General features: G+C 70.4%; 21 protein-coding genes. 6 read left to right on the forward strand and 15 right to left on the reverse strand.

What is annotated here, in order from left to right:
* Positions 1–6: 6 nt before the first annotated feature.
* The 5 genes from ACQEV1_RS48075 to ACQEV1_RS48095 are packed head-to-tail and all read right to left on the reverse strand — an operon-like array spanning position 7 to position 4,987.
* Complete coding sequence (locus ACQEV1_RS48075) at positions 7–879, reverse strand: carbohydrate ABC transporter permease (protein ID WP_285625909.1); 873 nt, start codon at positions 877–879, stop codon at positions 7–9.
* Positions 876–1,841 carry a carbohydrate ABC transporter permease gene (locus ACQEV1_RS48080; protein ID WP_285579060.1) on the reverse strand — a complete coding sequence of 322 codons (966 nt, stop codon included), beginning with the start codon at positions 1,839–1,841 and terminating at the stop codon, positions 876–878. Before ACQEV1_RS48080 ends, ACQEV1_RS48075 begins: the two co-directional genes overlap by 4 nt.
* Positions 1,838–3,103 carry an ABC transporter substrate-binding protein gene (locus ACQEV1_RS48085; protein WP_285625904.1) on the reverse strand — a complete coding sequence of 422 codons (1,266 nt, stop codon included), beginning with the start codon at positions 3,101–3,103 and terminating at the stop codon, positions 1,838–1,840. The genes ACQEV1_RS48080 and ACQEV1_RS48085 overlap by 4 nt, the downstream gene beginning before the upstream one ends.
* A gap of 34 nt (positions 3,104–3,137) precedes the next feature.
* The gene (locus ACQEV1_RS48090) at positions 3,138–4,049 is read right to left on the reverse strand and encodes an N-acetylmuramic acid 6-phosphate etherase (protein ID WP_285626189.1); all 912 of its coding nucleotides are present in this window, start codon (positions 4,047–4,049) and stop codon (positions 3,138–3,140) included.
* A gap of 8 nt (positions 4,050–4,057) precedes the next feature.
* Positions 4,058–4,987, reverse strand: coding sequence for a MurR/RpiR family transcriptional regulator (locus tag ACQEV1_RS48095; RefSeq protein WP_285579064.1), 930 nt, complete (start codon positions 4,985–4,987; stop codon positions 4,058–4,060).
* Positions 4,988–5,068: 81 nt separating this feature from the next.
* Between ACQEV1_RS48095 and ACQEV1_RS48100 the strand changes: the two genes are divergently transcribed.
* Positions 5,069–6,112 (forward strand): N-acetylglucosamine kinase, encoded by a 1,044-nt coding sequence (locus tag ACQEV1_RS48100; RefSeq protein WP_433404438.1) that lies wholly within the window; start codon positions 5,069–5,071, stop codon positions 6,110–6,112.
* A 44-nt stretch (positions 6,113–6,156) separates the two neighbouring features.
* Here the strand turns inward: ACQEV1_RS48100 and ACQEV1_RS48105 are convergent, their stop codons facing one another.
* Both ACQEV1_RS48105 and ACQEV1_RS48110 read right to left on the reverse strand, forming a co-directional pair.
* Positions 6,157–7,983 (reverse strand): glycoside hydrolase family 3 protein, encoded by a 1,827-nt coding sequence (locus ACQEV1_RS48105; RefSeq protein ID WP_433404440.1) that lies wholly within the window; start codon positions 7,981–7,983, stop codon positions 6,157–6,159.
* Between the two features lie 109 nt (positions 7,984–8,092).
* Positions 8,093–9,358: a glycoside hydrolase family 3 protein gene (locus ACQEV1_RS48110; protein ID WP_433404443.1), complete on the reverse strand. Its 1,266-nt coding sequence runs from the start codon at positions 9,356–9,358 to the stop codon at positions 8,093–8,095.
* Positions 9,359–9,901: 543 nt separating this feature from the next.
* On the opposite strand from ACQEV1_RS48110, the gene ACQEV1_RS48115 reads away from it, so the two are divergent.
* Positions 9,902–10,396, forward strand: a complete 495-nt coding sequence (locus ACQEV1_RS48115; RefSeq protein ID WP_432705598.1) for a hypothetical protein — start codon at positions 9,902–9,904, stop codon at positions 10,394–10,396.
* A 92-nt stretch (positions 10,397–10,488) separates the two neighbouring features.
* Here the strand turns inward: ACQEV1_RS48115 and ptsP are convergent, their stop codons facing one another.
* From ptsP to ACQEV1_RS48130, 3 genes are read right to left on the reverse strand one after another with little or no spacing between them, the layout of a single operon-like run.
* Positions 10,489–12,156, reverse strand: a complete 1,668-nt coding sequence (gene ptsP / locus ACQEV1_RS48120; RefSeq protein WP_433404445.1) for a phosphoenolpyruvate--protein phosphotransferase — start codon at positions 12,154–12,156, stop codon at positions 10,489–10,491.
* Positions 12,149–12,412 (reverse strand): HPr family phosphocarrier protein, encoded by a 264-nt coding sequence (locus tag ACQEV1_RS48125; protein ID WP_285579071.1) that lies wholly within the window; start codon positions 12,410–12,412, stop codon positions 12,149–12,151. The genes ptsP and ACQEV1_RS48125 overlap by 8 nt, the downstream gene beginning before the upstream one ends.
* Before the next feature lie 34 nt (positions 12,413–12,446).
* On the reverse strand, positions 12,447–13,475 hold the full coding sequence (locus ACQEV1_RS48130) for an SIS domain-containing protein (protein ID WP_432705605.1): 1,029 nt from the start codon (positions 13,473–13,475) through the stop codon (positions 12,447–12,449).
* 196 nt (positions 13,476–13,671) lie between these two features.
* On the opposite strand from ACQEV1_RS48130, the gene ACQEV1_RS48135 reads away from it, so the two are divergent.
* Together ACQEV1_RS48135 and ACQEV1_RS48140 are read left to right on the forward strand one after the other, a co-directional pair.
* Positions 13,672–14,427 carry a GntR family transcriptional regulator gene (locus ACQEV1_RS48135; RefSeq protein ID WP_285579074.1) on the forward strand — a complete coding sequence of 252 codons (756 nt, stop codon included), beginning with the start codon at positions 13,672–13,674 and terminating at the stop codon, positions 14,425–14,427.
* 95 nt (positions 14,428–14,522) lie between these two features.
* Positions 14,523–14,999 (forward strand): Rv3235 family protein, encoded by a 477-nt coding sequence (locus ACQEV1_RS48140; RefSeq protein WP_433404448.1) that lies wholly within the window; start codon positions 14,523–14,525, stop codon positions 14,997–14,999.
* 76 nt (positions 15,000–15,075) lie between these two features.
* Here the strand turns inward: ACQEV1_RS48140 and ACQEV1_RS48145 are convergent, their stop codons facing one another.
* The 4 genes from ACQEV1_RS48145 to secA form a co-directional block, all read right to left on the reverse strand.
* On the reverse strand, positions 15,076–16,098 hold the full coding sequence (locus tag ACQEV1_RS48145) for a CU044_5270 family protein (protein WP_433404451.1): 1,023 nt from the start codon (positions 16,096–16,098) through the stop codon (positions 15,076–15,078).
* A complete protein-coding gene (locus ACQEV1_RS48150; protein WP_433404454.1) occupies positions 16,095–16,661 on the reverse strand; it encodes an RNA polymerase sigma factor in 567 nt (188 codons plus the stop codon). Before ACQEV1_RS48150 ends, ACQEV1_RS48145 begins: the two co-directional genes overlap by 4 nt.
* A 121-nt stretch (positions 16,662–16,782) precedes the next feature.
* Positions 16,783–17,400: a TMEM175 family protein gene (locus tag ACQEV1_RS48155; protein WP_433404456.1), complete on the reverse strand. Its 618-nt coding sequence runs from the start codon at positions 17,398–17,400 to the stop codon at positions 16,783–16,785.
* 69 nt (positions 17,401–17,469) lie between these two features.
* Positions 17,470–20,274: a preprotein translocase subunit SecA gene (secA, locus tag ACQEV1_RS48160; RefSeq protein ID WP_285625877.1), complete on the reverse strand. Its 2,805-nt coding sequence runs from the start codon at positions 20,272–20,274 to the stop codon at positions 17,470–17,472.
* Between the two features lie 259 nt (positions 20,275–20,533).
* Between secA and ACQEV1_RS48165 the strand changes: the two genes are divergently transcribed.
* The gene (locus tag ACQEV1_RS48165) at positions 20,534–20,842 is read left to right on the forward strand and encodes an HGxxPAAW family protein (protein ID WP_285625875.1); all 309 of its coding nucleotides are present in this window, start codon (positions 20,534–20,536) and stop codon (positions 20,840–20,842) included.
* 44 nt (positions 20,843–20,886) lie between these two features.
* Entirely contained in the window at positions 20,887–22,095 is a 1,209-nt protein-coding gene (locus tag ACQEV1_RS48170) for a winged helix-turn-helix domain-containing protein (RefSeq protein ID WP_433404460.1), read from the forward strand.
* A 23-nt stretch (positions 22,096–22,118) separates the two neighbouring features.
* Here ACQEV1_RS48170 and ACQEV1_RS48175 read toward each other — a convergent pair whose 3' ends face one another.
* Positions 22,119–22,829, reverse strand: a complete 711-nt coding sequence (locus ACQEV1_RS48175; protein ID WP_285625869.1) for a TetR/AcrR family transcriptional regulator — start codon at positions 22,827–22,829, stop codon at positions 22,119–22,121.
* Between the last annotated feature and the right edge of the window lie 50 nt (positions 22,830–22,879).

A 22,879-nucleotide genomic window follows, 5' to 3' on the forward strand; every position in this document is an offset into this window, starting at 1 on the left:
CCCGGGCTACTTCGTCATGCCCGCCGTCAGGCCGGCGACGATCTGCTTTGTGGCCAGCAGGAACAGCAGCACCAGCGGGATCGTGGTGATGACCAGGCCCGCGTACAGCTGGGCGTGGGCCGCTTCGAACTCCGCGACGAAGCGGGTCAGGCCGACCGGCAGCGTGTACTTGTCGTCCTCCATCAGCACCAGCGGGAAGAAGAAGTCGTTCCACAGTGGGATGAACTGGAACAGCGCCACCGTCGTCAGCGCGGGCCGGACCATCGGCACCATGATCTGGGCGAAGATGCGCAGCTCGCCCGCCCCGTCGATGCGGGCGGCCTCCTCCAGTTCGTTCGGCAGGCCGCGGAAGAACGCGGTCAGGACGAAGATCGCGAACGGCACGCCGCTGGCGGCGTACACGCAGATCAGGCCGATCCGTGAGTCGATCAGGCCGATGGAGTTGAGCAGGTAGAACACCGGCACGATGCCCAGGCGGATGGGCAGCATCAGGCCGGCCAGGAAGTACGCGGTGAGCAGGCCCTGCCCGCGAAAGCGGTAGCGCGCCAGCGGGTAGGCGGCCAGCACCGCGACGCCCGTGCCCAGCACCACGGCGCCGACCGTCACGATGATGGAGTTCACGAAGTAGGAGCTGAACCCGCCCTCCGACCAGGCCTTCGCGTAGTTCTCGAAGGCCGGGTGCGTCGGGATGCCGAGCGGCTTGGTGGCAAGGTCCTGCTCGGTGCGCAGCGAACCCAGCGCCATGATGATGAGCGGTGCGAGCGCCGCCACCGCGTACACCCACAGCAGCACGGTGGAGGCGACCGCGCCACGGCGCGGGCGGCGGCGACGCCGGGCGGGTGCGACCGCGACCGCCGGTTCCAGCACGGAGGTGGTCATTTCAGGCGTGCCTCCATCCGGCGGAAGAAGCGGTTCGCCGCGGCCGAGATCCCGAAGATCAGGATGAACATGCAGACCGCGAGCGCGGAGGACTGGCCGATCGCGTTGGCGTCGGGGTTCTCGAAGGCGGTCCGGTAGAACAGCAGGCCGAGCACGTCGGTGGAGTACGCCGGGTTGCCCTTCGAGCCCTGCAGCGCGTAGATCAGGTCCAGGATGTTGAAGTTGCCGATGAAGGTCAGCACCGTGACGATGCCGAGCACCGGCGTGAGCAGCGGGAAGGTCACCCGCCAGAAGCTCTTCCAGGCCGACGCGCCGTCCACCCGCGCCGCCTCGTGGTACTCCTCGGGGATGCCGGCCAGCGCCGCGGCGAACAACAGCATCGGGAAGCCCACCCACTGCCAGGCGTTGATCACGATCGCCACCGGCAGCGCCAGGTGGGGGTCGCCGCGCCAGGGCTGGGCGAGGGAGCCGAGGCCGACGCCACGCAGCGCGGCGTTGATCGCGCCGAACTGCGGGTTGAGCATCAGCGACCACAGGTAACCGGCCACGATCGGGCTGACCAGGTGCGGCAGCACGTACGCGGTCTGCAGGAAGCGCTTGCCGCGCCGGGAACGGTGCAGCAGGGTGGCCAGCAGCAGCCCGCCCGTGGTCTGGATCAGCATCGTGCCGATGAAGAACACGCAGTTGTGCGCCAGCGCCCGCCAGACCTGCTCGCTCAGCGGGTACTTCGTGAACAGGTCACGGAAGTTCGCCAGGCCGGCGAAGCCGTTCTGCCGGGTGCCGGTCCAGTCGAAGAAGCTGTACTGCAGGGCCGACACCAGCGGGTACACGATGAAGACCGTGTACAGCGCGAGCGCCGGCAGCAGGAACACCAGCAGCAGCGGCCAGCGCCGCCGCCCCCGGCGGCGGGTGCTCCCGCCGCCGGGACCGGCGACCTCGACCGGCTCGGTCGTCGACGTCATCCGCCGCTGGGCTTGAACCACGCCGAGATGCCCTTCTGGACGAGCTTGCCCGCGTCCGCGGCCGAGGTGCCGCTCAGCATCTTCTGCAGAGCCTCACCCTCCTGGTCGCGGCCGAGCGGGTTCCCGTAGCCGAAGTCGACGACCATCATGTACGTCGCGCCGTGGGTCTTGAAGCCCTCGTACGTCTGCGCGAGCAGCGGGTCGCCGGGGGTCACGCCGGGGACGGCCGAGATCTGCTTGAGCGTGTTGGCGTACAGCTGGCCGAACTCCGGCGTCGCCATCCACTTGACCAGTTCCATCGCCTCGGTCTTGTGCTCCGAGTGCGCGTTGACGCCGTACGAGCCGTCGACGAAGCCCGAGGTCAGCGCGTGGTTCACCTTGGCGCCGGGGGCCGGCGGGGCGTCGAAGGAACCGATCTGCAGGTCCGGATTGGTCTTGGTGAACGGCCCGACCTCATACGAACCGCCCGGGTACATCGCGGCCTTGCCGCTGGTGAACAGGGTCTGCGCGTCGGGGTAGTCGACCGCGGCGACCTTGTCCGGGTAGTACGGCTTGAGCTTGGCCGTCACGTCGAGCGAGGCGGTGTAGTCGGGGTCGGTGAAGTTCTTCTGGCCGGCCAGGGCCGCCTTGGCGAAGTCGTCGCCGCCGTAGCGCGTCGCGCCGAAGATCTGGTGGTCGATGGCGAGCACCCACGGCTGCAGGCCGCTCGTCGACAGCGGCGTGATGCCGGCCTTCTTCAGCTTGTCGCAGGCCGCGGTGAAGTCCGCCCAGGTCGTCGGCGGCTGGATCTGCTGGTCGGCGAAGATCTTCTTGTTGTAGAGCACCGAGAGGGTCTGCATGGCGTACGGGACGCCGTACAGCTTGCCGTCCTGCTTGCCCTTGGCCGCCTGGAGCACGGACGGGTCCCACTTGCTCACGTCGACCTGGCCGTCGAGTGGCGCGAGGTTGCCGGCCGAGATGAGGCTCTGGATCGGCCCGTACGGCTTGAGCTGCACCACGTCCGGGCCGCCCGTGGCCTTCTTCAGCTCGGTCGGCAGCACCGTGAGGTACTCGGTGTTCTTGATCGGCTTGAACTTGACCTTGATCTTCGGGTGGCTCTTCTCGAACGGCGCGAAGATCTTCGCGTAACCCGCCGTGTCCTCGGGGCGCCAGGAGAGCACGGTGAGGGTGACCTTGTCACCGCCACTCTTGGTACTGGGGGCGCACGCCGGGGCGGCGAGCACGACGCCGAGCGCCGTGATGACCGTGCAGAACTTACGCATAAGGAGGTGGACCCTTTCTCTAACCCCCGAGATATCAGGCGTCTCCACGAATCGTGCGCATCGCCTCGCGGACGGAGCCACCGGCGCCGGCCAGCGCCTCGGCGGCCCGGCCCGACGGGACGTCGCACAACAGGGAGACAAGGGCGGTGCGCGTGTCGCCGGCCGCATCGGCCAGGGCGGCCTCGCACGTCTCCGCGTCCATGCCGGTCGCCTCGACCAGAATCTTGACGAGACGTCCGCGGAGCTTGGAGTTGAGCGCGCTCATGCTGACCATGAGGTTGGAGTAGGTGCGGCCGAGCCGCACCATCACCGCCGTGGACATGGCGTTCAGCACGAGCTTGGCCGCGGTGCCGGCCTTCATCCGCGTCGAGCCCGACACGGCCTCCGGTCCGGTGTCCACCGCGATGTGCACCTCGACCTCCGCCCCGGCCGCCGCGGCCGGGTTGGAGCTGATCAGCACCGTGTGCGCGCCGGCGGCCGCGGCCTGCCGCAGCGCGCCCACGACATAGGGGGTGCGCCCGCTGGCGGTGATGCCGACCGCGACGTCGCCGGCGTTCACCTCGCCCGCGTCGCGGGCGCCGAGCGAGGCGTCATCCTCGACGTTCTCGATCGCGTGGGAGATGGCGTCCATGCCGCCCGCGTGGTGCGCGACCACCAGGCCGGGGTCGATGCCGTACGTCGGCGGGAGCTCGGCCGCGTCGAGGACGGCGAGCCGCCCGGACGTGCCCGCGCCGAAGTAGTGCACCCGGCCGCCGCCGCGCAACGCCTCGACCTCCAGGTCGACGACCTTGGCCATCTGCGGCAGCGCCACCGCCACGGCGCCCGGCACCGTGGCGTCCTCGTTGTTGATCAGACGGAGTATCTCCAGCGTGGGCAGCACGTCGATCTCGGTGGTGCGGGGGTTGCGTACCTCGGTGGGTACGGTCCCCAGCATCGCCAGGGGCATGCTGTCGTTCACCTGCGCCTCCGCTCGGGACGCACCCGGCGGACCCTGACCGCCTCGAGTGTCGCCTCCAGATGTTCGCTGATCTCGGTCGTACGCTGCGCGACACCGACGAACACGCAGTCGATCACGGTGAGCTGGGCCAGCCGGCTCGCCGTCGCTCCGGATCGGAACGTGGTCTCCCTGGCCGCCGTGGTCAGCACCAGGTCGGCGGCGTCGGCGATCGGAGAGCGGGGGAAGTTGGTGAGGGCCACCGTGGTGGCGCCGCGGCGCTTGGCCACGCTGAGGGCGTCGATCGTCTCCACCGTCGACCCCGTGTGGGAGATCCCGACGGCGACGTCCGAGGAGTCGAGAACCGCTGCGCTGGTGAGCATGATGTGCGCGTCGGACCACGCGTAGGAGGTCCGGCCGATCCGGTGCATCTTCTGCTGGAAGTCCGAGGCCACGAAGGCACTGGCGCCGACGCCGTAGATGTCGACCCGGCGGGCCTCGGCGATCGCCGTGACCACCTCGCCGAGCACCTGGATGTCGAGCTGGTTGGCGGTCTCCTCGACCGCCCGCGCGTCGGCGAAGGCGATCTTTTCGACGATCTGTTCCAGCGTATCGTCCGCGCTGATGTCGCTGCCCACGACCCGGCCGCCGGTCACTCCCTGTGCCCGGCCGGCCTCCGTGGCCAGCGTCAACCTGAGCTCCGGATAGCCGGAGAAGCCGATCGCGCGGCAGAACCTGATGACCGTGGTCTCGGAGGTGCCACACGCCTGGGCGAGCTCGGTGATCGTGGAGCTGGCGACCGCCTCCGGATCGTCGATGACACGCTGCGCGACCCGCGCCTCCGCAGGTGGCAGCGATGGCAGCAGCGAACGGACACGTACGACGGTGCTGAGTGGAGATGCGCCTGTGGCGTCGGCCCCCAGCCCGGATTCGGGCCCGACCTTCCTCATGGCGGAAAGTTTCTTACGAAAACCAGATGATGTCAACGGCTGATGTTCCGCGGGGAACGGCCGATGTTCTACCGTCACTATGTGTGCTCTAACGCGATCGGTCCCTACCTGGTCGGCGTCGACGCCGGCGGCACCCGCACGCGCGCGGCGATCGTCACGCTCGACGGCGTCGTCGCGGGCTACGGCACCGGACCCGGCGCCAACCCCAACTCCGGCGGCGGCACCTCCGGTGAGCTGACGCAGGCGCTGACCACCGCTCTCACGGCCGCCCTGGAGGAGCTCGACCCGGCCCGTGTGGTGCACGGCGTCTTCGGCATCGCCGGCGCCGGAGCCGCCAACCGGCCGCGCGCGGTCGCCTCCGCCAACGCCGCCTGGGCCGCCGCGGGCGTCCCGGGCGAGCCCGAGGTGGTCACCGACATCGCGGTCGCGTTCGCCGCCGGGAGCGCCGAGCGCACCGGCATCGTGATCCTCGCGGGCACCGGCGCGGGCGCGGCCGTCATCGACGCCGGTGAGATCGAGCGTCGCTCCGACGCCAACGGCTACCTGATCGGGGACGAGGGGTCCGCGGTGTGGATCGGGCGGGAGGGCGTACGCGCCGCGATGCGCGCCTATGACGGCCGCGGCCGGGCGACGGTCCTCGCCGAGACCGTGCCGCGCGCCCTCCTCGGCGAGGAGGCCGAGCCCCTCCTCACGGGCCTCGACCGGGCCATCGTCGCGCCGAGCGGCGCGCCGACCGCGGGCCGTACGTGGTCCGGGTCCGATCTGCCCCAGGCGATCATCAGGAAGGTCTACGCCGAGCGGCCCGCCTCGATCGGCAAGGTGGCGCCGTGCGTCAGCGCGGCGGCGGAGAAGGGCGACCCGGTCGCGGTCGAGATCGTCGCGGAGGCGGTCCGGCATCTCCTGGAGGACGCCGACGCCGTACGCCCCGCGCTCGACGACCTGCTCGCCGCGCGGGAGGGGACGGCCGGGTTCGGCCTCGTCGTCTCCGGGTCCCTGCTGGAGAGCGGTCCGGTCGCCGACGGGGTGCGCGCGGGCCTGGTGAGCCGGTTCGGCGTCGAGCCCACGCCGGCGGGCGACGGCGCGGTGGGTGCCGCGCGTCTCGCCGCCCACCGCGCCGGAGGCTAGAAACGGGCGCGGGACGGCGCCGTTGCCGTCCCGCGCCCGTTCGATCACTTGTCGAACGTCAGCCCGTACCCGTACGGGTAGAGCGTCTGGTCGGGATGGTCCGCCACCGGGATCATGACCGGCAGCTTGCCCTGCGGGCTGATCTCACCGAACAGCACCTTGGTGAGCGACTCCAGCGACGCGGGCGTGTAGCCGTACGTCACCAGGTAGGTCGGCGCCTCCGGGAAGTACCCGATGTCGTACGCGTCGCGCACCGACGCCACGACCACCGGCTTGCCCGTCGCGACGAGTGCCTTGACGAGGTTCATCTGCCCGGGGCCGTTGACGGCGAGGTTCCAGGCGGCGTTGGTCGTGACGACGGTCAGGTCGTTGTCCTTCGCCTGCGCCACCGCCTTGTCGATCGTCGCCGGCGTGGGGCTGGTGCCCGTCTGCAGGACCGACGTGACCGGCCCGCGCTTGCCGATGTCGTTCGCGAGCGTCTGGGTGGTGGTGACGCCGTACCCGGTCACGAACACCTTGCGGTTGTCCTTGGGCAGCGGCAGCACGGCGTTCTTGACGAGCGTCGTGGTCTGGTCGGTGATCTTCTGCTCGGTCGCGAGGTGCGACGGCGTGCCGACGACCTTGGCGACCTTGCTCTCGTCCACGTACGGGTGCTGGAACAGGCCGTGGCTGAGCTTCTGCTCGAGGATCCGGTACACGGACTGGTCGATGCGCGCTTCGCTGATCTCGCCGCTCTTGACCGCGTTGACCAGGGAGTCGCGCTGGAGGGTGTACAGCCCCTTGCCGCTGGCGTCCGCCGGCGGCTTCTCCAGCTGGTCCACGCCGGCCTTGACCGCCAGCACGGGGATCCGGTCGTCACCGTACTTCGCCCGGAGTCCGGCCATGCCGAGAGCGTCGGTGACGACGACGCCCTTGTAGTGCAGCTGGTCGCGGAGGATCCCGGTGAGGATCGGCTTGGACAGCGTCGCCGGGTCACCGGAGGGGTCCAGCGCCGGGACGATGATGTGCGCCGTCATGATCGAGTCGACGCCGTGCGCGATGTCGGCCTTGAACGGCGGGAGGTCGAGCTTCTCCCACTGCTCCTTGGTGTGGTTGATGATCGGCACACCGGTGTGGCTGTCGGTGTTGGTGTCGCCGTGACCCGGGAAGTGCTTGGCCGTGGCGATGACGCCCGCGGCCTGGTAGCCGTCGACCTCGGCGGAGGCGATCTGGGCCACCAGCGACGGGTCGGAGCCCGGGGACCGGACACCGATCACCGGGTTGGCCGGGTTGACGTTCACGTCGGAGTCGGGAGCGTAGTCCTGCGTGATCCCGATCGCCTTGAGCTCCTCGCCGGTGATCTTCGACGTGGTGAACGCGTTCTTCGGCGAACGGGCCGCGCCGAGCGCCTGGGCGCCCGGGAACTGCGTGAACGGCGCCGGGACCCGCGTGACGATGGAGCCCTGCTCCTGGTCCGTGGTGATGGTCTCCGGGATCGGCACCCGCGTGTGCATGGCCGCCTGCTGGATCCCGTTGGACAGATGGGCGACCTGCTGGGGACTGACGAGGTTGGGCGGATCGACGTAGTAGTAGATGATCCCGCCGGGGTGATACTTGGCGATCAGCTGCTGGGCGTTGTCGACGCCCCACAGCTTCTGGTTGGCCGCGACGGCCGTGGGGTCGGTCGTGTCCGCGCTCGTGCCGTACACCTGGAGCACGAAGAGCTGGGCGACCTTCTCCTCGAGCGTCATCTTGTTGAGGATCTTCAGGACGCGCTTGTCCTTGCCGGGCTTGTGCCCGGCCTGTGCGGCGTTGGCGGTACCTGAGCCGATACCGGCCACGGCCACCACTGACGCCGCACCTATGGCAATGAGCCGTCGGCGACGGGACATCGGTAACTCCTTCCGCCCCCGAGATGCGCGAAAGAAAATGACTGGCCCTGGCCAGCGAGCTGAAACTTAGTCACGCGCAGGGAGGAACGTCAACGGCCAAGATTGGACATCAGCCGCCAGAACGGACGTCGGCCGCCACCTTGCGGGCCGCCTCCCGATGCTCCTTCGATCCGATGACGTGCGATGCCTTCGCCGCGTCGACGTACGGCGAGCGGAACATCCCTCGCTCGTACTTCATGTGAAGGATGTGGGTGACCGCGTCGTCGAGGCGGCTCTGGGAGATCCGGCCCGACTTCACGGCCGCGAGCACCGCGTTGTAGGCGCGGCCGAGGTTCCGCGGCATGAGCAGCATGTCCGCGCCGGCCACGACCGCGCGTACCGCCGCCTCCTCCGGCCCGAACTTGATCGTCGCGCCGGCCATCTGGAGGGAGTCGGTGATGATCACGCCCCGGTAGCCGAGCGTGCCCCGGAGCAGCCCGCCCAGCACGGTCTTGGACATCGTGGCCGGGAGCCGCGACTTGTCCAGACCCGGCACGACGATGTGCGCGGTCATGATGACGTCGGCGTCGTGCTCGACCGCGGCCTTGAACGGCGGCGCGTCGACGCGCTCCCACGTCGCCCTGCTGTGGTTGATGATCGGCAGGCCGGTGTGGCTGTCGGTGGCGGTGTCGCCGTGCCCGGGGAAGTGCTTGGCCACGACCGCCACGCCGGTCGCGCGGTACGCGTCGATGGCCACGCCGACGAAATGGGCGACCTTCTCCGGGTCCGCGCCGAACGACCGTACGCCGATCACCGGGTTGTTGGGGTTGATGTTGACGTCGGCGTCGGGGGCGTTGTCCTGGTTGATGCCGACCGCGCGCAGCTCCTCGCCGGTGACCCGGGCGGCGGTGCGGACGTTGTCGTCCGGATGCCTCCCGGACGCGAGCGACTTGTTCGCGGGGAAGCGGGTGATGTAGGGCAGCCGCGAGACGGGCCCCTGCTCCTCGTCGGTGCTGATGACGAGCGGCACGCCGCCGTGCTTCATCGCGGCCTTCTGCAGGCCGTTGGACAGCTCCGCGGTCTGGCGCGGGGTGCGCAGGTTGACCGGGAAGTAGATCACCCCGCCGAGGTGGTAGCGCTCGACCAGCGCGGCGGCCTGGGCGGGCGTGGAGCCGGGGATGGTCGGCATGAACAGCTGCCCGACCTTCTCGCGCACGCTCATCTTCTTGACGAGGGCGACCTCCGGGGCGACCGGCGTCGGCGACGCCGAGGCCCGCGTGGGCGTGGTGTGGGAGGGACCGATGGCCGACCGCGCACCGGACTCATGGCACGCCGAAACGGCCATCGCCCCAGCGGCGAGAGCGGTCACGAACCTCCACCCGAACGTCCGTCGCACCCGCATGACGCTAATGAGTCCCACGGAGGAGAGCAAACCCCGCACGCCGACCGGCCATGACTCACCTGGGTAAAGACGGGACCGGAAGGGGGCGAGGCCGAGGGAGGCACCGCCGCGGCGCCCCGGCCGCGGCCATGGTCGCCGCGTCCACGCGGTGCCCAGACACCTGATGACCTCCCAAGGGGCCGGCGTGGCCGGCCCTGGTCGACGCGGACGGCATGTTGATCGGAGACCGGCCTCGGCCGCGTCTGATTCGATATGTTCGTGCGCGAGACACTGGAGTGGATCGAACGTCCGGTAACTCACGGCGGGGTCGTCGAGCGATCGTTTCGGCTTGGCCGACCGGCGGGCGCGGTTCCAGGCGTACTGTGGCTCCCATCTTCTCCCGGCTCCACGCCTCCCCTGGTCTTGCTGGGACACGGAGGCAGCGGGCACAAGCGAAGCGAGCGGATCCTCGACCGGGCCCGATGGTTCGCATCCCACGCCGGCATCGCAGCGCTGGCGATCGACGGGCCGTACCACGGAGACCGAGTTCCCGCCCCGATGACCGTCGCGGAGTATCAGCGACGGATCGCGGCAGAGGGAATCGAGGTCGTCCTCGACCGAATGACGGACGAATGGCGCGCGACCGTGGACGCCCTTGGGGCTCTGGACCTCGTGGACACCTCCCGCCTCGGATATCTGGGAATGTCCATGGGGGCACGGTTCGGTCTTCCCCTCGCGGCCGCGATGGGCGACGAACTCCGTTGTGTGGTCCTCGGGAAGTTCGGTCTTCAGCAGGTAGCGGCCATGTATGAGGGCATGGCCGTGCCGGCACGCGTCGCGAGGGACGCCCGGCGGGTCACCGCCCCCGCCCTCTTCCACATCCAGTGGCACGACGAGGTCTTTCCCAGGGACGGGCAGCTGGCCCTGTTCGACCTGCTGGGATCACCCGACAAACAACTGGCCGGCTACGCCGGCACGCACAGCGAGACAAAGCCCACGGCCATCGCCAGATGGCGCCATTTCATCTCGCACCACCTGACCGCCCGCGACTGAACGACGCCACTCCTCGAAAGCCCCACCTGACCGACAACACCCGACTTCGCCGGAACCCTGCCCCGGTGGGCGGGGCGTCTCCGGCTCGGAGGCTACAGGCCCAGGGCGGTCAGGCCGGGGAGGGCCTCGCGTGCGGCTTGGCGGGCCTCATCGGCGTTGTGGGCGGTGCGGGCGGCGGTGGCGGCGTGGCGGCACTGGTCGAGTGTGTGGGCCGCGAGCGCGGCGCGTACGGCGGGCAGGGCGGGTGGGCTCATCGACAGGGAGGTGACGCCGAGCCCGGTCAGCACGCAGGCCAGCGCCGGGTCGCCGGCCGCCTCGCCGCAGACGCCGCAGGGCTTGCCGCCGGCGCCCTCCGCGGTGAGCGCGACCAGGTCGAGCAGTGCCGGCTGCCAGGGGTCCTGGAGCCGGCTGAGGGCGCCCAGCTGCCGGTCGGCCGCGAAGGCGTACTGGGCGAGGTCGTTGGTGCCGATGCTGAAGAAGGCGGCCTCGGCGGCCAGGTCACGGGCCCGCAGCGCCGCGGCGGGGATCTCGATCATGACGCCCGCGCGCGTGATGCCGGCCGTCCGGCACGTCTCGGTGAACTCCCGTGCCTCCGCCGCGTCCGCCACCATCGGCGCCATCACCAGCAGCTCCACCGGCAGCCCGCGAGCGGCGCGGGCGAGGGCGGCGAGCTGGCCCGCGAGCACCTCGGGGTGCCGCCGCAGCATGCGCAGACCGCGCTCGCCGAGGGCCGGGTTGGGCTCCTCCCCCGTCGCCGGCAGGAAGCCGAGAGGCTTGTCGGCGCCCGCGTCGAGGGTGCGGACCACCACGTACGGGAAGGCCTCAAGGACCGCGCGGTAGGCGGCCTCCTGCTCATCCTCGCCGGGCGGCGTCGTACGGTCCAGGAACAGGAACTCGGTGCGGAACAGGCCGACGCCCTCCGCGCCGTGTTCGAGCGCCGCCGCGACGTCCTGCGGGCCGCCCACGTTGGCCAGCAGCGGCACGGCGTGCCCGTCGGCGGTCGTGCCGGGGCCGGTCGCCGCGATCGCCGCCGAACGCGCCCCGGCGACCGCGCGGGCACGGGCGACCTCCTCGGCGGACGGATCGGGGCGTACGTCGCCGGAACCGCCGTCGACGAGCACGACGGTGCCCTCGGCGAGCGCGGTGCACCCCGGGCAGGCGACCACGGCCGGCACGCCCATCGAGCGTGCCAGGATCGCGGTGTGGCTGGTCGGGCCGCCCTCCTCGGTGACGAAGGCGACCACCTTCGCGGGGTCGAGGAGCGCGGTGTCGGCGGGCGCCAGGTCGCGGGCGACCAGCACGAACGGCTCGTCGGAGTCCGGCACGCCCGGCATCGGCAGCCCGCGCAGCACGGCGACGGTGCGGTCGCGGATGTCGTCGAGGTCGGCGACGCGCGCGGCCAAGTAGTCGCCCGCGCCGGCCAGCATGTCGCGGAACACCCCGAACGCCTCGTACACCGCGCGCGGCGCCGAGCCGCCGTCGGCGATCTTCTGTCCGGCCAGCTCGGCCAGGCCCGGGTCGCGGGCCATCATCGCCTGCGCGGCCAGGACGTCGCGCGCCTCGCCGCCGGCCCGGTCGCCGCGCTTCTCAAGGTCGGCGGCGACCTCTTCGAGGGCCGCGAGGGCGCGTGCCGTCTCGGCGGCGGCGTCACCCCCGTGACGTTCGCCCGCAGGGGGTTCGGGGACCGCGCCCGCGATCGTGCGCACCGGTCCGGCGCCGGCGCCGGGGCTGACGCCGAGACCGCTCAGGCGGTCAGGCACCGTTCGCGGTCACCGTCGCGACGAGCTCGTCGAGGGCGGCGTCGGCGCCGTCTCCCTCGGCGCTGATCACGATCTCCTCGCCGTGGCGGACGTCGAGCCCGATCACCAGCAGGATGCTCTTGGCGTTGACCGGATCGGCGTCCGGCCGGCCCACGCTCACATCCATCGGCGCCTTCGTCGCGGCCTGGACGAACAGCGCGGCGGGGCGGGCGTGCAGCCCCGCCTCGGTCTGCACCGTGACACGGCGCTCGGCCATCACACAGTCTCCCTTGTCGAAGCGGACCCCATCATCAATCCGTCTGCGTCACCTTGCCGAGGCCGCGCGGCATGTCGGGGTCGATCCCGAGGCGTCGGGCCAGCCGTTCGGTGATCAGCTGACCCGGCACGATCAGAGCAAGTGGCGCGACCCACTCCGGCAGGTCCGGACCGGGAAGCGCCAGCGTGGACGCATCGGCCAGCATACGGCCGCCTCCGATGCCGTACGCCTTCGCGCCCGCAGCGGTGACCCGCCGGGCCAGCGCGACCGTGCCCGGAAGCGTCGGCCCGGAGTCAGCGGCGACCAGGAGCGCCGGGGTGTCGTCGTCGACGACGGCGATCGGCCCGTGCAGCAGGTCGGCGTACGACAGGCCCATCGCGTGGAGGTAGCACGCCTCCTTCAGCTTGATCGCGAACTCCAGCGCCGTGCCGTACGCGATGCCCCGGCCGGACACGACCGCGCCGGGCACGCCCGCGAGCTCCTCCACGATCTCGGGCAGCGCGTCGGCGGCCTCGGTCGCGGCGATCAGCCGGTCGACCTCCTCGGGCGCGCGGCGCAGGTCGGTGAGGTCGACCTCGGCGCCCAGGCCGATGCCGAGCACGGCGAGGGCGGCGAGCTGGGTGGTGTAGGTCTTGGTCGCGGGCACGGCGATCTCGTCGCCGGCCCGGGTGACGAGCGCGAGCTCGGCGGCCTCGGCGAGCGGTGAACCCTCGCCGTTGGTGACCGCGACGGTGCGCGCGCCGCAGCCGGCGGCCCAGTCGAGGGTCTCGACGATCTCCTCGGTGCGACCCGACTGGCTGATCGCCACCGCGAGCACGCCGGACAGGTCGATCTTCTTCTTGTACGTCGTCGCGATCGAGGGCGAGGCGAGGGTGGCGAGCCGGCCCGCGTGCGTCTGGGCCAGGTAGCTTCCGTAGACCGCCGCGTTGTCGGACGAACCGCGCGCGATGAACAGCACCTGGCGGGTCTCCCGGCCCAGGACGCCGACCTCGGCCACGCGGGGCAACAGCGCGTCGAGCGTCGCGTTCAGCGCGGTGGCCTGCTCACCGATCTCGGTGCGCATGCGCGAAGTCTCAGGCATGGGATCTCCTTGGCTGCCGTTGGATCCGCGGCTCCGCGTGTCGGTCGACGCGTGATCGCGTCGTTACGGCTTCGTAGTCCTGACCTGCATTGACACGCTGACTGGGCGTGTGGTCTAGTCCGGACTAGACCAGTATGAACCATACTTCACTCCCCGACATCGCGGCCAGAGGTACCCCATGGGCAAGATCGATCCGTCCAGCCCCGTACCCAAGTACTTCCAGCTCCGGGAGATCCTCCTCGACCTGATCGAGGACGCCGAACTGCCGGTGGACGCGCCCATTCCGTCCGAGCGGGAGCTGTGCCAGCGGTACCGGCTGTCACGAATGACGGTACGGCAGGCCGTCGACCACCTGGTTACCGAGGGCCGGCTGTACCGCGTGCCGGGCAAGGGCACGTTCGTCGCTCGGCCCAAGATCGAGATGCCGCTGCGGCTCGTGTCCTTCACCGAGGACATGCGGGCCCGGGGCCTCGAACCGGGCGCCCGCGACCTCGACCGCCGTACGACGCCGGCCAACGCCCACCTGGCGCGGGTGTTCGACGTGCCGCCGGGCACCGGGGTGCACGTCGTCGAACGCCTGCGCACCGCGGACGGCGAGCCGATGGCCGTCGAGCGTTCGCACATCCCGCTGACCGTCGCGCCGGGGCTGCCCGACACCCCGCTGAGCGACGCGTCGCTGTACGACGTGCTGGAGACGCGCTTCGGGATCGTGTTCGACGCCGGGGAGCAGACCATCGAGGCCGGCATCGCCGACACGGCCGACGCTCGGCTGCTCGACCTCGCCCGCGGCAGCGCGGTGCTGCTGCTCCAGCGGCGGTCGTTCATGAACGGCACCTGCGTCGAACTCGCCGTCTCCACCTACCGCGCCGACCGCTACCAGCTGCACAGCGCGCTGGAGATCCCCCGCCGGAGCCGGGCCGCGACCAGGCAGTGACCTGTCCGTATCCGGCCACGATGTATCTCCGTGTCCGCTGAGACCTCTCTGTGTGTCGCCGCCGTCCGGCGGCCGCACATCACGGAGGTCGCATCATGCGCAGACGAACGCCCGTACGCTCCCCGATCCGGCTCGTCCCGTACGGAGGGTGCGAGCCGCCCGCGATCGCGGTGCACGGGTCACTCGCTCTCGCCCTGGACTCCGGTCCGCCGCACGGGCGCCCGCCCCGGCCGGTCCTCGGCGTCGTACGCGACGGCCCGCCCGACGTGCGGTCGGAGGCACGGCTGATCGCCCGGCTCGTCCTGGAGGTGCTGGCCGGAGTCCGGCCGTACCACCACCTGGCCGGACGTACGACACCGCGCCTGTTCGAGCGGCTGGGGTCGCTGTCCGCACGCCTGCCCGCACGGGCCGCGCCCCGGCTGGGCACCGTACGGGTCTGTGCGCCCGAGCCGGGAGTCGCCGAGGTCGCGGCGGTGGCCGTGATCGGCGCACGGGTGCAGGCGCTCGCGCTGCGGCTGGAGTACGACCGCCGCTGGCGCTGCGCCGCGATCGAGACGACCGTCCCGGCATGAATGACCGCCCGGGGAACCCGCTCTCGGGTTCCCCGGGCGGGGACGGCCGTCGTACGAGGTCGGGCGTGGAGTCGGCTCAGTCTCGCGTGCCGGGCTGGTCGACCACGCGCATGCCCTGGTCGGCGGAGTCGTTGAGCACCTGTCCCGCGTGGGCGGTGAGCTTCTTGCGTGCGTACTGGTCCTTGAGCGCGACGGACCGCCAGCCCCGGTACTGGTACGTCTTCGGATCGAGGATGATCTCGAAGCGCGTCGTGTCCTGGTCACGGACGACCGCGACGCCCGAGCGCCCGGCGAGATCCTTCACCCCGGGCACGATCCGTACTCCGGAGATCATTGCGAGCGCGCGGTAGATGGCGGCGTTGGTCTTCGCCGGGATGAGCTTGTCGTCGTCGAGGATCTCCTGGATCCGATAGAACGTGGCGTCATCGTCGTCGGCGGCCTGGGTGTCGTGCCGGATCTTCTTGAGCAGCGCGGCGGGGTCCGTCGGCAGCTTGGCCACGTAGTCGTACAGCCCGCGCGGGGACCTCCTCCAGACGCCGGCGCCCCAGGCGAAGCCTCCGTTGACGCCGGGAATGACGTGGCCGGGAGGGATCTTCTCCCCGGGGCGCAGGATGGCCGTCATCGTGATCTTCGAACCGTTGACGGACTCGGCGACCCTCCTGCCGTCGAACCGCCACCACTGCTCGACCTTGACCTTGCCCCGCAGCGTGCCGATCGTGTTGCCGGGCGCGATGGCCCAGTTGCGCAGCTCGGGCGCGTACACCCACTGATCCGCCCGCGGCTTCGGGACCGTCTGCTGCTCGATCGTCTGGGCGGCCAGTTCAAGGCTGGGCACGGGTCCGGTGTTCGGCTTGCCCACCGGCGCGGATCCCACGGCCTGGGTCACCACCACGGCAGCCGCGGCACCGGCCGCGATCACCCCCACGGCACCGAGCCGCCAGCCGAGACGCCGGTGAAAGGGACGGGCTTCGAACGCGGGGGTGCCGGGCGACTCCATCTCGGCGCGCAGGCGGGCCCACGCGCGGGCCTTCGCCGCGGAATCGGCCGGAACGTCCGCCGGACGAGCCTCCCGGACGAGCACGATCTCCTTGTCGATCATCGGTTCTCCTCCTGAAGACGCGTGGGGTCGGCGTTTCCGAACGCGCGGCGGATCTTCTTGCGGATCCGGTGCAGCCGGGACCGTACGGTGCCCATCGGAACGCGCAGCGCCTCGGCGGCCTCCTCGTACGTCAGGTCCGCCCAGGCGATCAGGAGCAGCAGGTCACGGTCGGCGGCCGACAGGCTCTTCAGCGCCGACGCGATGCGGGGGCCGAGGAGTTCGGCGGTCACCCGTGCGTCGCTGCCGTCGGCGAACGACCCGCTCACGCCCTCGGCGGGGGTGCGGGCGAGCAACTGGGTACGGCGTTTCTCGACCCGGCGGTGCTGGCCGATGAGGTTGGTCGCGATGCCGTACAGCCAGGGCCGGGCGTCCGGCCGGGTCAGGTCGTACTTTCCACGGTTGCGAAAGGCGACCGTGAAGGTCTCGGCACCGACGTCTTCGGCCGCCTCGGCACCGAGCCGTGCCGCGACATAGCGGTGGATCTCGTCCCAGTGCCGGTGGAAGACATCGGCGAACCTCTCCGGATCGGTGAGCGACGCGCCGATGCTCTCGCTGTCGCTCACCTCACCGGTGTCCGATGCGGGTATGTATCGATCATCACCAACCGGTTCTCCTTGTCCGCGCCGTGCGCGTCGGTTCATCCGGTACTTGGTGCGATCGGACGTGGCGGTTCCCTGTTTTTTCCTAGGCCGCGGCGACCGCGTGCCGCCGGCGCCAGGCCCACTCGACAGGGCCGGACAGCAGCAACAGGAGCAGGGCCCAGTAGCCGACCCCCGGCACGGTCAACGCGACGACCAGGGCGAGGAGCAGGAGAACGGCCGCGGTGACGGCGCCGAGGACGAAGTCGCCCGGCAGGGGGGCGTCCTCCGAGGCCACTTCGGGGTCGATCCGGATGATGAGGTACATCGCGGCCTGCAGGCCGGTGGCGACGAAGACCGTGCCGATGTAGAGGCCGGTCGTGAACCGGCTGTTGTCGAACACGCCCACCATCTCGGTGGGGAACGGCAACACGACGATGGCCAGCAGCCAGGTGCTGTTGCAGAGCACCAACGGCGTCGAGTACGCCCGCACGTGCTGGAACGCCTTGTGATGCGACAGCCAGAGTCTGATGATCACCGCGAAGCTGAGGAGAAAGGTCCAGATCTCCGGCTGGTGCCCGGTGATCACCTCGGTGGCGGGGCGGTGTTCTCTGGCGACCTCGGGAACGACGTCCACGAGCGGGAGCACGAGCAGCGTGACGGCGATCGCCACGACGGCATCGGTGAACAGGATCAGCCGGTTCGGTTCTTTTGTTGCGGCCACCGCCATAACCTAGCGGCTCCACGCGAACGGCCCCGGACGAATCGTCCGGGGCCGTTCGGTCGTTCCGCGTCAGCCGTTGCGGCGGTCTCCGTGGCAGCGCTTGAACTTCTTGCCCGAGCCGCACGGGCACGGGTCGTTGCGGGAGACGTCCGCGTAGACGTCGTCCACCTCTTCGGTGTGGGTCTCGACGCCGCCCTCACCGTCGACCGTCGGAGCGCTGTAGCTCAGGCTCTGCGGCCGGCCGCCCTCTTCGAGGCCCTTGGCGACGATCTCCGGGGTGTCGTCCTCCTCCGTCTCGGCGAGCTCGACCGGAGCCTCGCCGACACCGGCCACGGCGGCCTGCTGCTCCTCATCGGCGATCTCCACCTCGAGGTTGAACAGGTAGCCGACCGACTCTTCCTTGATGCCCTCGAGCATCGAGGTGAACATGTCGTAGCCCTCGCGCTGGTACTCGACCAGCGGGTCGCGCTGGGCCATCGCCCGCAGGCCGATGCCCTCCTGGAGGTAGTCCATCTCGTACAGGTGCTCGCGCCACTTGCGGTCGAGCACCGAGAGGACGACACGCCGCTCCAGCTCGCGCAGGACCTCGCCGCCGAGCTCCTCCTCGCGCTTGGCGTACGCCTCCTGGGCGTCCTCGGTGATCTTCTCGGTGAGCAGCTCGGCGGTCAGGCCGGCCTGGCCGCCCGCCTCCTCGACCAGGTCGTCGGAGCTGATCGAGATCGGGTAGAGCTGCTTGAACGCCTTCCAGAGCTTGTCGAGGTCCCACTCCTCCGGGAAGCCCTCGGCGGTGGCCGCCGTGACGTAGCCCGCGACGACCTCGTCGATCATGTGGACGATCTGGTCGTGCAGGTCGGCGCCCTCGAGGACCTTGTGACGCTCGGCGTAGATCACCTTGCGCTGGCGGTTGAGGACCTCGTCGTACTTGAGGACGTTCTTGCGGATCTCGAAGTTCTGCTGCTCCACCTGGTGCTGGGCGGATCGGATGGCGTTCGAGACGATCTTCGACTCGATCGGCACGTCGTCCGGGATGTTGAGGCGGGTCATGATCGCCTCGACGCGGGCGGAGTTGAACAGCCGCATCAGGTCGTCCTCGAGCGAGAGGTAGAACCGCGACTCGCCCGGGTCTCCCTGCCGGCCGGAACGGCCGCGCAGCTGGTTGTCGATGCGCCGCGACTCGTGGCGTTCGGTGGCGAGGACGTAGAGGCCGCCGAGGTCGGTGACCTCCTCGTGCTCCTCCTTGACCGCCTGCTTGGCCTTCTCGATCGCCTCCGGCCAGGCCTTCTCGTACTCCTCCGGGGTCTCCAGCGGGGACAGGCCCTGCGCGTGGAGCGCCTGGTCGGCGATGTGGTCGGGGTTGCCGCCGAGGGTGATGTCGGTACCGCGACCGGCCATGTTGGTGGCGACCGTGACGGCGCCCTTACGGCCCGCCTCGGCGACGATCAGGGCTTCCTTCTCGTGGTACTTCGCGTTGAGCACCTCGTGCGGGACGCCACGGCGCTTGAGCATCCGCGAGAGCTTCTCCGACTTTTCCACCGAGGTGGTGCCGACCAGGACCGGCTGGCCCTTGTCGTGCTTCTCCTTGATGTCCTCGACCACGGCCTCGAACTTGGCCTGCTCGGTCTTGTAGACGACGTCGGGGACGTCCTTGCGGATCATCGGCTTGTTGGTCGGGATCGGGATGACCCCGAGCTTGTAGATCTTGTTGAACTCGGCCGCCTCGGTCTGGGCGGTACCGGTCATGCCGCCGAGCTTGTCGTAGAGGCGGAAGAAGTTCTGCAGCGTGATCGTGGCGAGCGTCTGGTTCTCGTCCTTGATCGCCACGCCTTCCTTGGCCTCGATGGCCTGGTGCATGCCCTCGTTGTAACGACGGCCGTGCAGGATGCGCCCGGTGAACTCGTCGACGATCAGGACCTCGCCCGCGTTGACGATGTAGTCCTTGTCCTTCTTGTACAGCTCCTTGGCCTTCAGCGCGTTGTTCAGGAAGCTGACCAGCGGCGTGTTGACCGAGTCGTACAGGTTGTCGATGCCGAGCCAGTCCTCGACCTTCTCGACGCCGGACTCCAGGATGCCGACGGTGCGCTTCTTCTCGTCGACCTGGTAATCGCCGTCCTCGCCCTCGGGCCCGTCGGTGGCGCGCTTGAGCCGCGGCACGATCTTGGCGAACTCGACGTACCACCGGGAGTTCTGCTCCGCGGGGCCGGAGATGATCAGCGGCGTACGGGCCTCGTCGATGAGGATGGAGTCGACCTCGTCCACGATCGCGAAGTTGTGGCCGCGCTGGACGCACTCGTCGAGGCTCCAGGCCATGTTGTCGCGCAGGTAGTCGAAGCCGAACTCGTTGTTGGTGCCGTACGTGATGTCGGCGGCGTACGCCTTGCGGCGGTCCTCCGGCGTCATGTCGGCCAGGATCACGCCGACCTCGAGGCCCAGGAACTGGTGGACCCGGCCCATCCACTCCGCGTCGCGCTTGGCCAGGTAGTCGTTGACCGTGACCACGTGCACGCCCTCGCCCGCGAGGGCGTTGAGGTACGCCGGGAGCACACAGGTCAGAGTCTTGCCCTCACCGGTGCGCATCTCCGCTATGTTGCCCATGTGCAACGCGGCGCCGCCCATGACCTGCACGTCGAAGTGGCGCTGGCCCAACGTGCGCTTGGCCGCCTCGCGAGCGGTGGCGAACGCCTCGGGAAGCAGATCGTCGAGGCTCTCGCCGTCGGCGAGGCGCTCCTTGTAGGTGTCGGTGAGCGCGCGCAACTCCGCGTCGCTCATGTCGACGAAGTCTTCCTCGATGGAGTTGACCTGGTCGGCGATCCGCTTGAGCTTACGCAGAACTTTGCCTTCGCCGGCGCGAAGGATCTTGTCGATGACTACTGGCACTCTCGGGAGCTCCTCGCAGCGTTCGTGGTATCGCCGGGGGTCGTGTCGGAGGCGCGCGTACACGACCCGTACGGTGTCATCGTAGGCGAGTCCAACCGTACAGCGGGACAACCGTCACTATCACGAGACCGGTGATGCCCGCGACCGGGTCAGGGTTCGCCATGTTCGTGCCAAGTGATCGTGTAAAAAAACTGGGAGCGGCGGGCGCGTGACCGGTCGTCCGCACCGAATGAAGCGCGCAACCCGCAGGGAGGGATGAATGGCCCACAATTCACACGCCGGCCGTGCCAGCTCATGGCTGGCGGTCATCGTGATCTGGATCGGATTCGGCGTGGGTGGCGTCGCGCTGGTGCCGCACCCGAAGTGGTGGCTGTTCTGGGTCGGCGTCGGACTCGTCGTGGTCGGCGGTCTGATCGCCGCGGCGGTGCACATCTTCGACGACGTCATCATGGACGGCCCTCGTCAGGCGCCCGAAGAACGGCACCCGTCCGAGCGCGCGGGCGTCCGCGGCGAGCTGAGCGGGCCGGAAACGGCCAGCGACCCGGCGACGACCCGGCCGCACGGCTGATCTCGCTCCCGTTTTCCGTCGGTGATGGTCCGTAACATCGGGCCATGCCTCCCGTAGAGCTCACCCCCGAGCAGGCACGCCGGATTCAACTTCGCGCCCAGGGTTTCCTCGGGCGTGTCGTCACTCCCCATCAGGGCGGTGGCCTGCGCGGCGACCCCGGCGCCCGGCGTGCCCTCGGTGCGCTCCGTCATCTCGGGGCGGTGCAACTCGACACCATCTCGGTCCTGGCGCGCTCCCACGAGCTGGTCGCCTACGCGCGTCTGGGCGCCGTCGGCCGTTCCAGCGTCGAGCGCGCCTACTGGAACGGCACGGCCGCCTTCGAATACTGGTCGCACGCCGCCTGCGTGCTGCCGATCGGCGACTGGCCGCTGTACGCCTTCCGGCGCCGTGACTACCAGCGCAGGGGCCGGCACTGGCACCGCACGCCCGAGGAGGCGTGCAAGGAGGTGCTGGCCCGCCTCCACGCCGACGGCCCGCTGACGGCGACGGGGCTCGGCGGGGCGAAGAAGGGCGGCGAGTGGTTCGACCGCACGGACCACAAGATCGCCGCGGAGTACCTCCTGGCGACCGGCGAGGTGGTCTGCACCCGTCGGGTCGGCTGGCGCCGGGTGTACGACCTGGCGGAGCGGGCGATCCCGGCGGAGCTGCGTGAGCAGGACCTGTCGGACGAGGAGTGCGTCACCACGCTGGTCGCCCGCGCGGGCCGCGCCCTGGGCGTCGCGACGCGAGCGGACCTCGCCGACTACGTCCGGGTCCGGGGCGACCAGGTCGACGCGGTGATCGAGGCGACCGGCCTGGTGCCGGTGGAGGTGCGCGGCTGGAGCACCGCCTGGGCCCATCCTGAGGGCCTGGACGAGACGCCCCGCGGCCGGCACCGTACGACGCTGCTGTCCCCGTTCGACTCGCTGGTGTGGGACCGCAAGCGCACCCAGCGGATGTTCGCCTTCGACCACCGCCTGGAGGCGTACGTCCCGAAGGCGAAGCGCGTGCACGGCTACTTCACGATGCCCGTGCTGGCCGGCGGACACCTGATCGGCCGCGTCGACCCGGCGCGCGAGGGCACGACGCTGATCGCCCGCAAGGCGTCCCTGGAGCCGGCGGCGGCGAACACCCCTGCCAAGGCCGAACGCGCGGTCGCGCACCTGGCCGAGGCGCTGCGCGAGGCGGCGGAATGGGTGGGCTGCGACGCGGTCCGCGTCGAACGCATCGACCCGCCGGCCCTCGCCGCGCCGCTGGCCGCCGCCCTCGGTTAGGACGGCTCCGCGACCGGCGCCGGTCAGGCGTTGAGGCCGAGAGAGGCGATGAGGTCGTGCATCTCGTCGCGGTAGACGGCGCCCGGGTCATGGATGAGCCCGCTCAGGTGGCCATAAATCTCCAGGGCCACCAGGCCGTGCATCCGGCCCCACACGCGCAGGGTCAGCGCCACCGCGGCCGGCGGCAGGCCGGGGAAGTCCTCTCGTACGTGGGCGGCCAGGCCCGCGTCGAAGCCGGCCCAGTCATAGTCCCGGCCCTCCGGCTGGAGGGTACGAGCCGTCGGCCATGCCTCGGCGACGAGGCCGATGAGACCGGAGCAGGCGCGTAGCTCGGCCTCCCGGCCGGGGCCGTCGCCGGGCGGCCGGTAGCCGGGCACCGGATCGCCGTAGATCAGCCGGAACCCTTCGGGATTGGCCAGCGCCCACTCGCGCATGGCCTGTGCCCAGGCCAGGACCCGGCCGCCCGTGTCGCTGTCCGGCACGGCGTCCCGCGCCGACTCCGCGGCCTCCACGGCCGCCGTGTAGACGTCGCCGACCAGCGCCGTGATCAGGTCGTCGCGGGTCGGGAAGTAGCTGTAGATCGCACCGGCCGTCATGCCCATCTCACGGGCGATGGCGCGCAGCGAGATCGCGTCGGGGCCGCCGTCACCCATGAGCTTGAGCGCGATCGCCTTGATCTCCGCGCTGGTCTGCGCGCGCAGCCGCTCGCGACGGCTCATGGTCTGCTCGCTCACAGTTGACAGGCTACAGCGTTTGACTACTGTACGGCGTGCTGACTTTGAAC

Origin of the sequence: Actinoallomurus sp. CA-142502 (genome assembly GCF_050936355.1) — a bacterium.
GTDB classification, from domain to species: domain Bacteria; phylum Actinomycetota; class Actinomycetes; order Streptosporangiales; family Streptosporangiaceae; genus Actinoallomurus; species Actinoallomurus iriomotensis.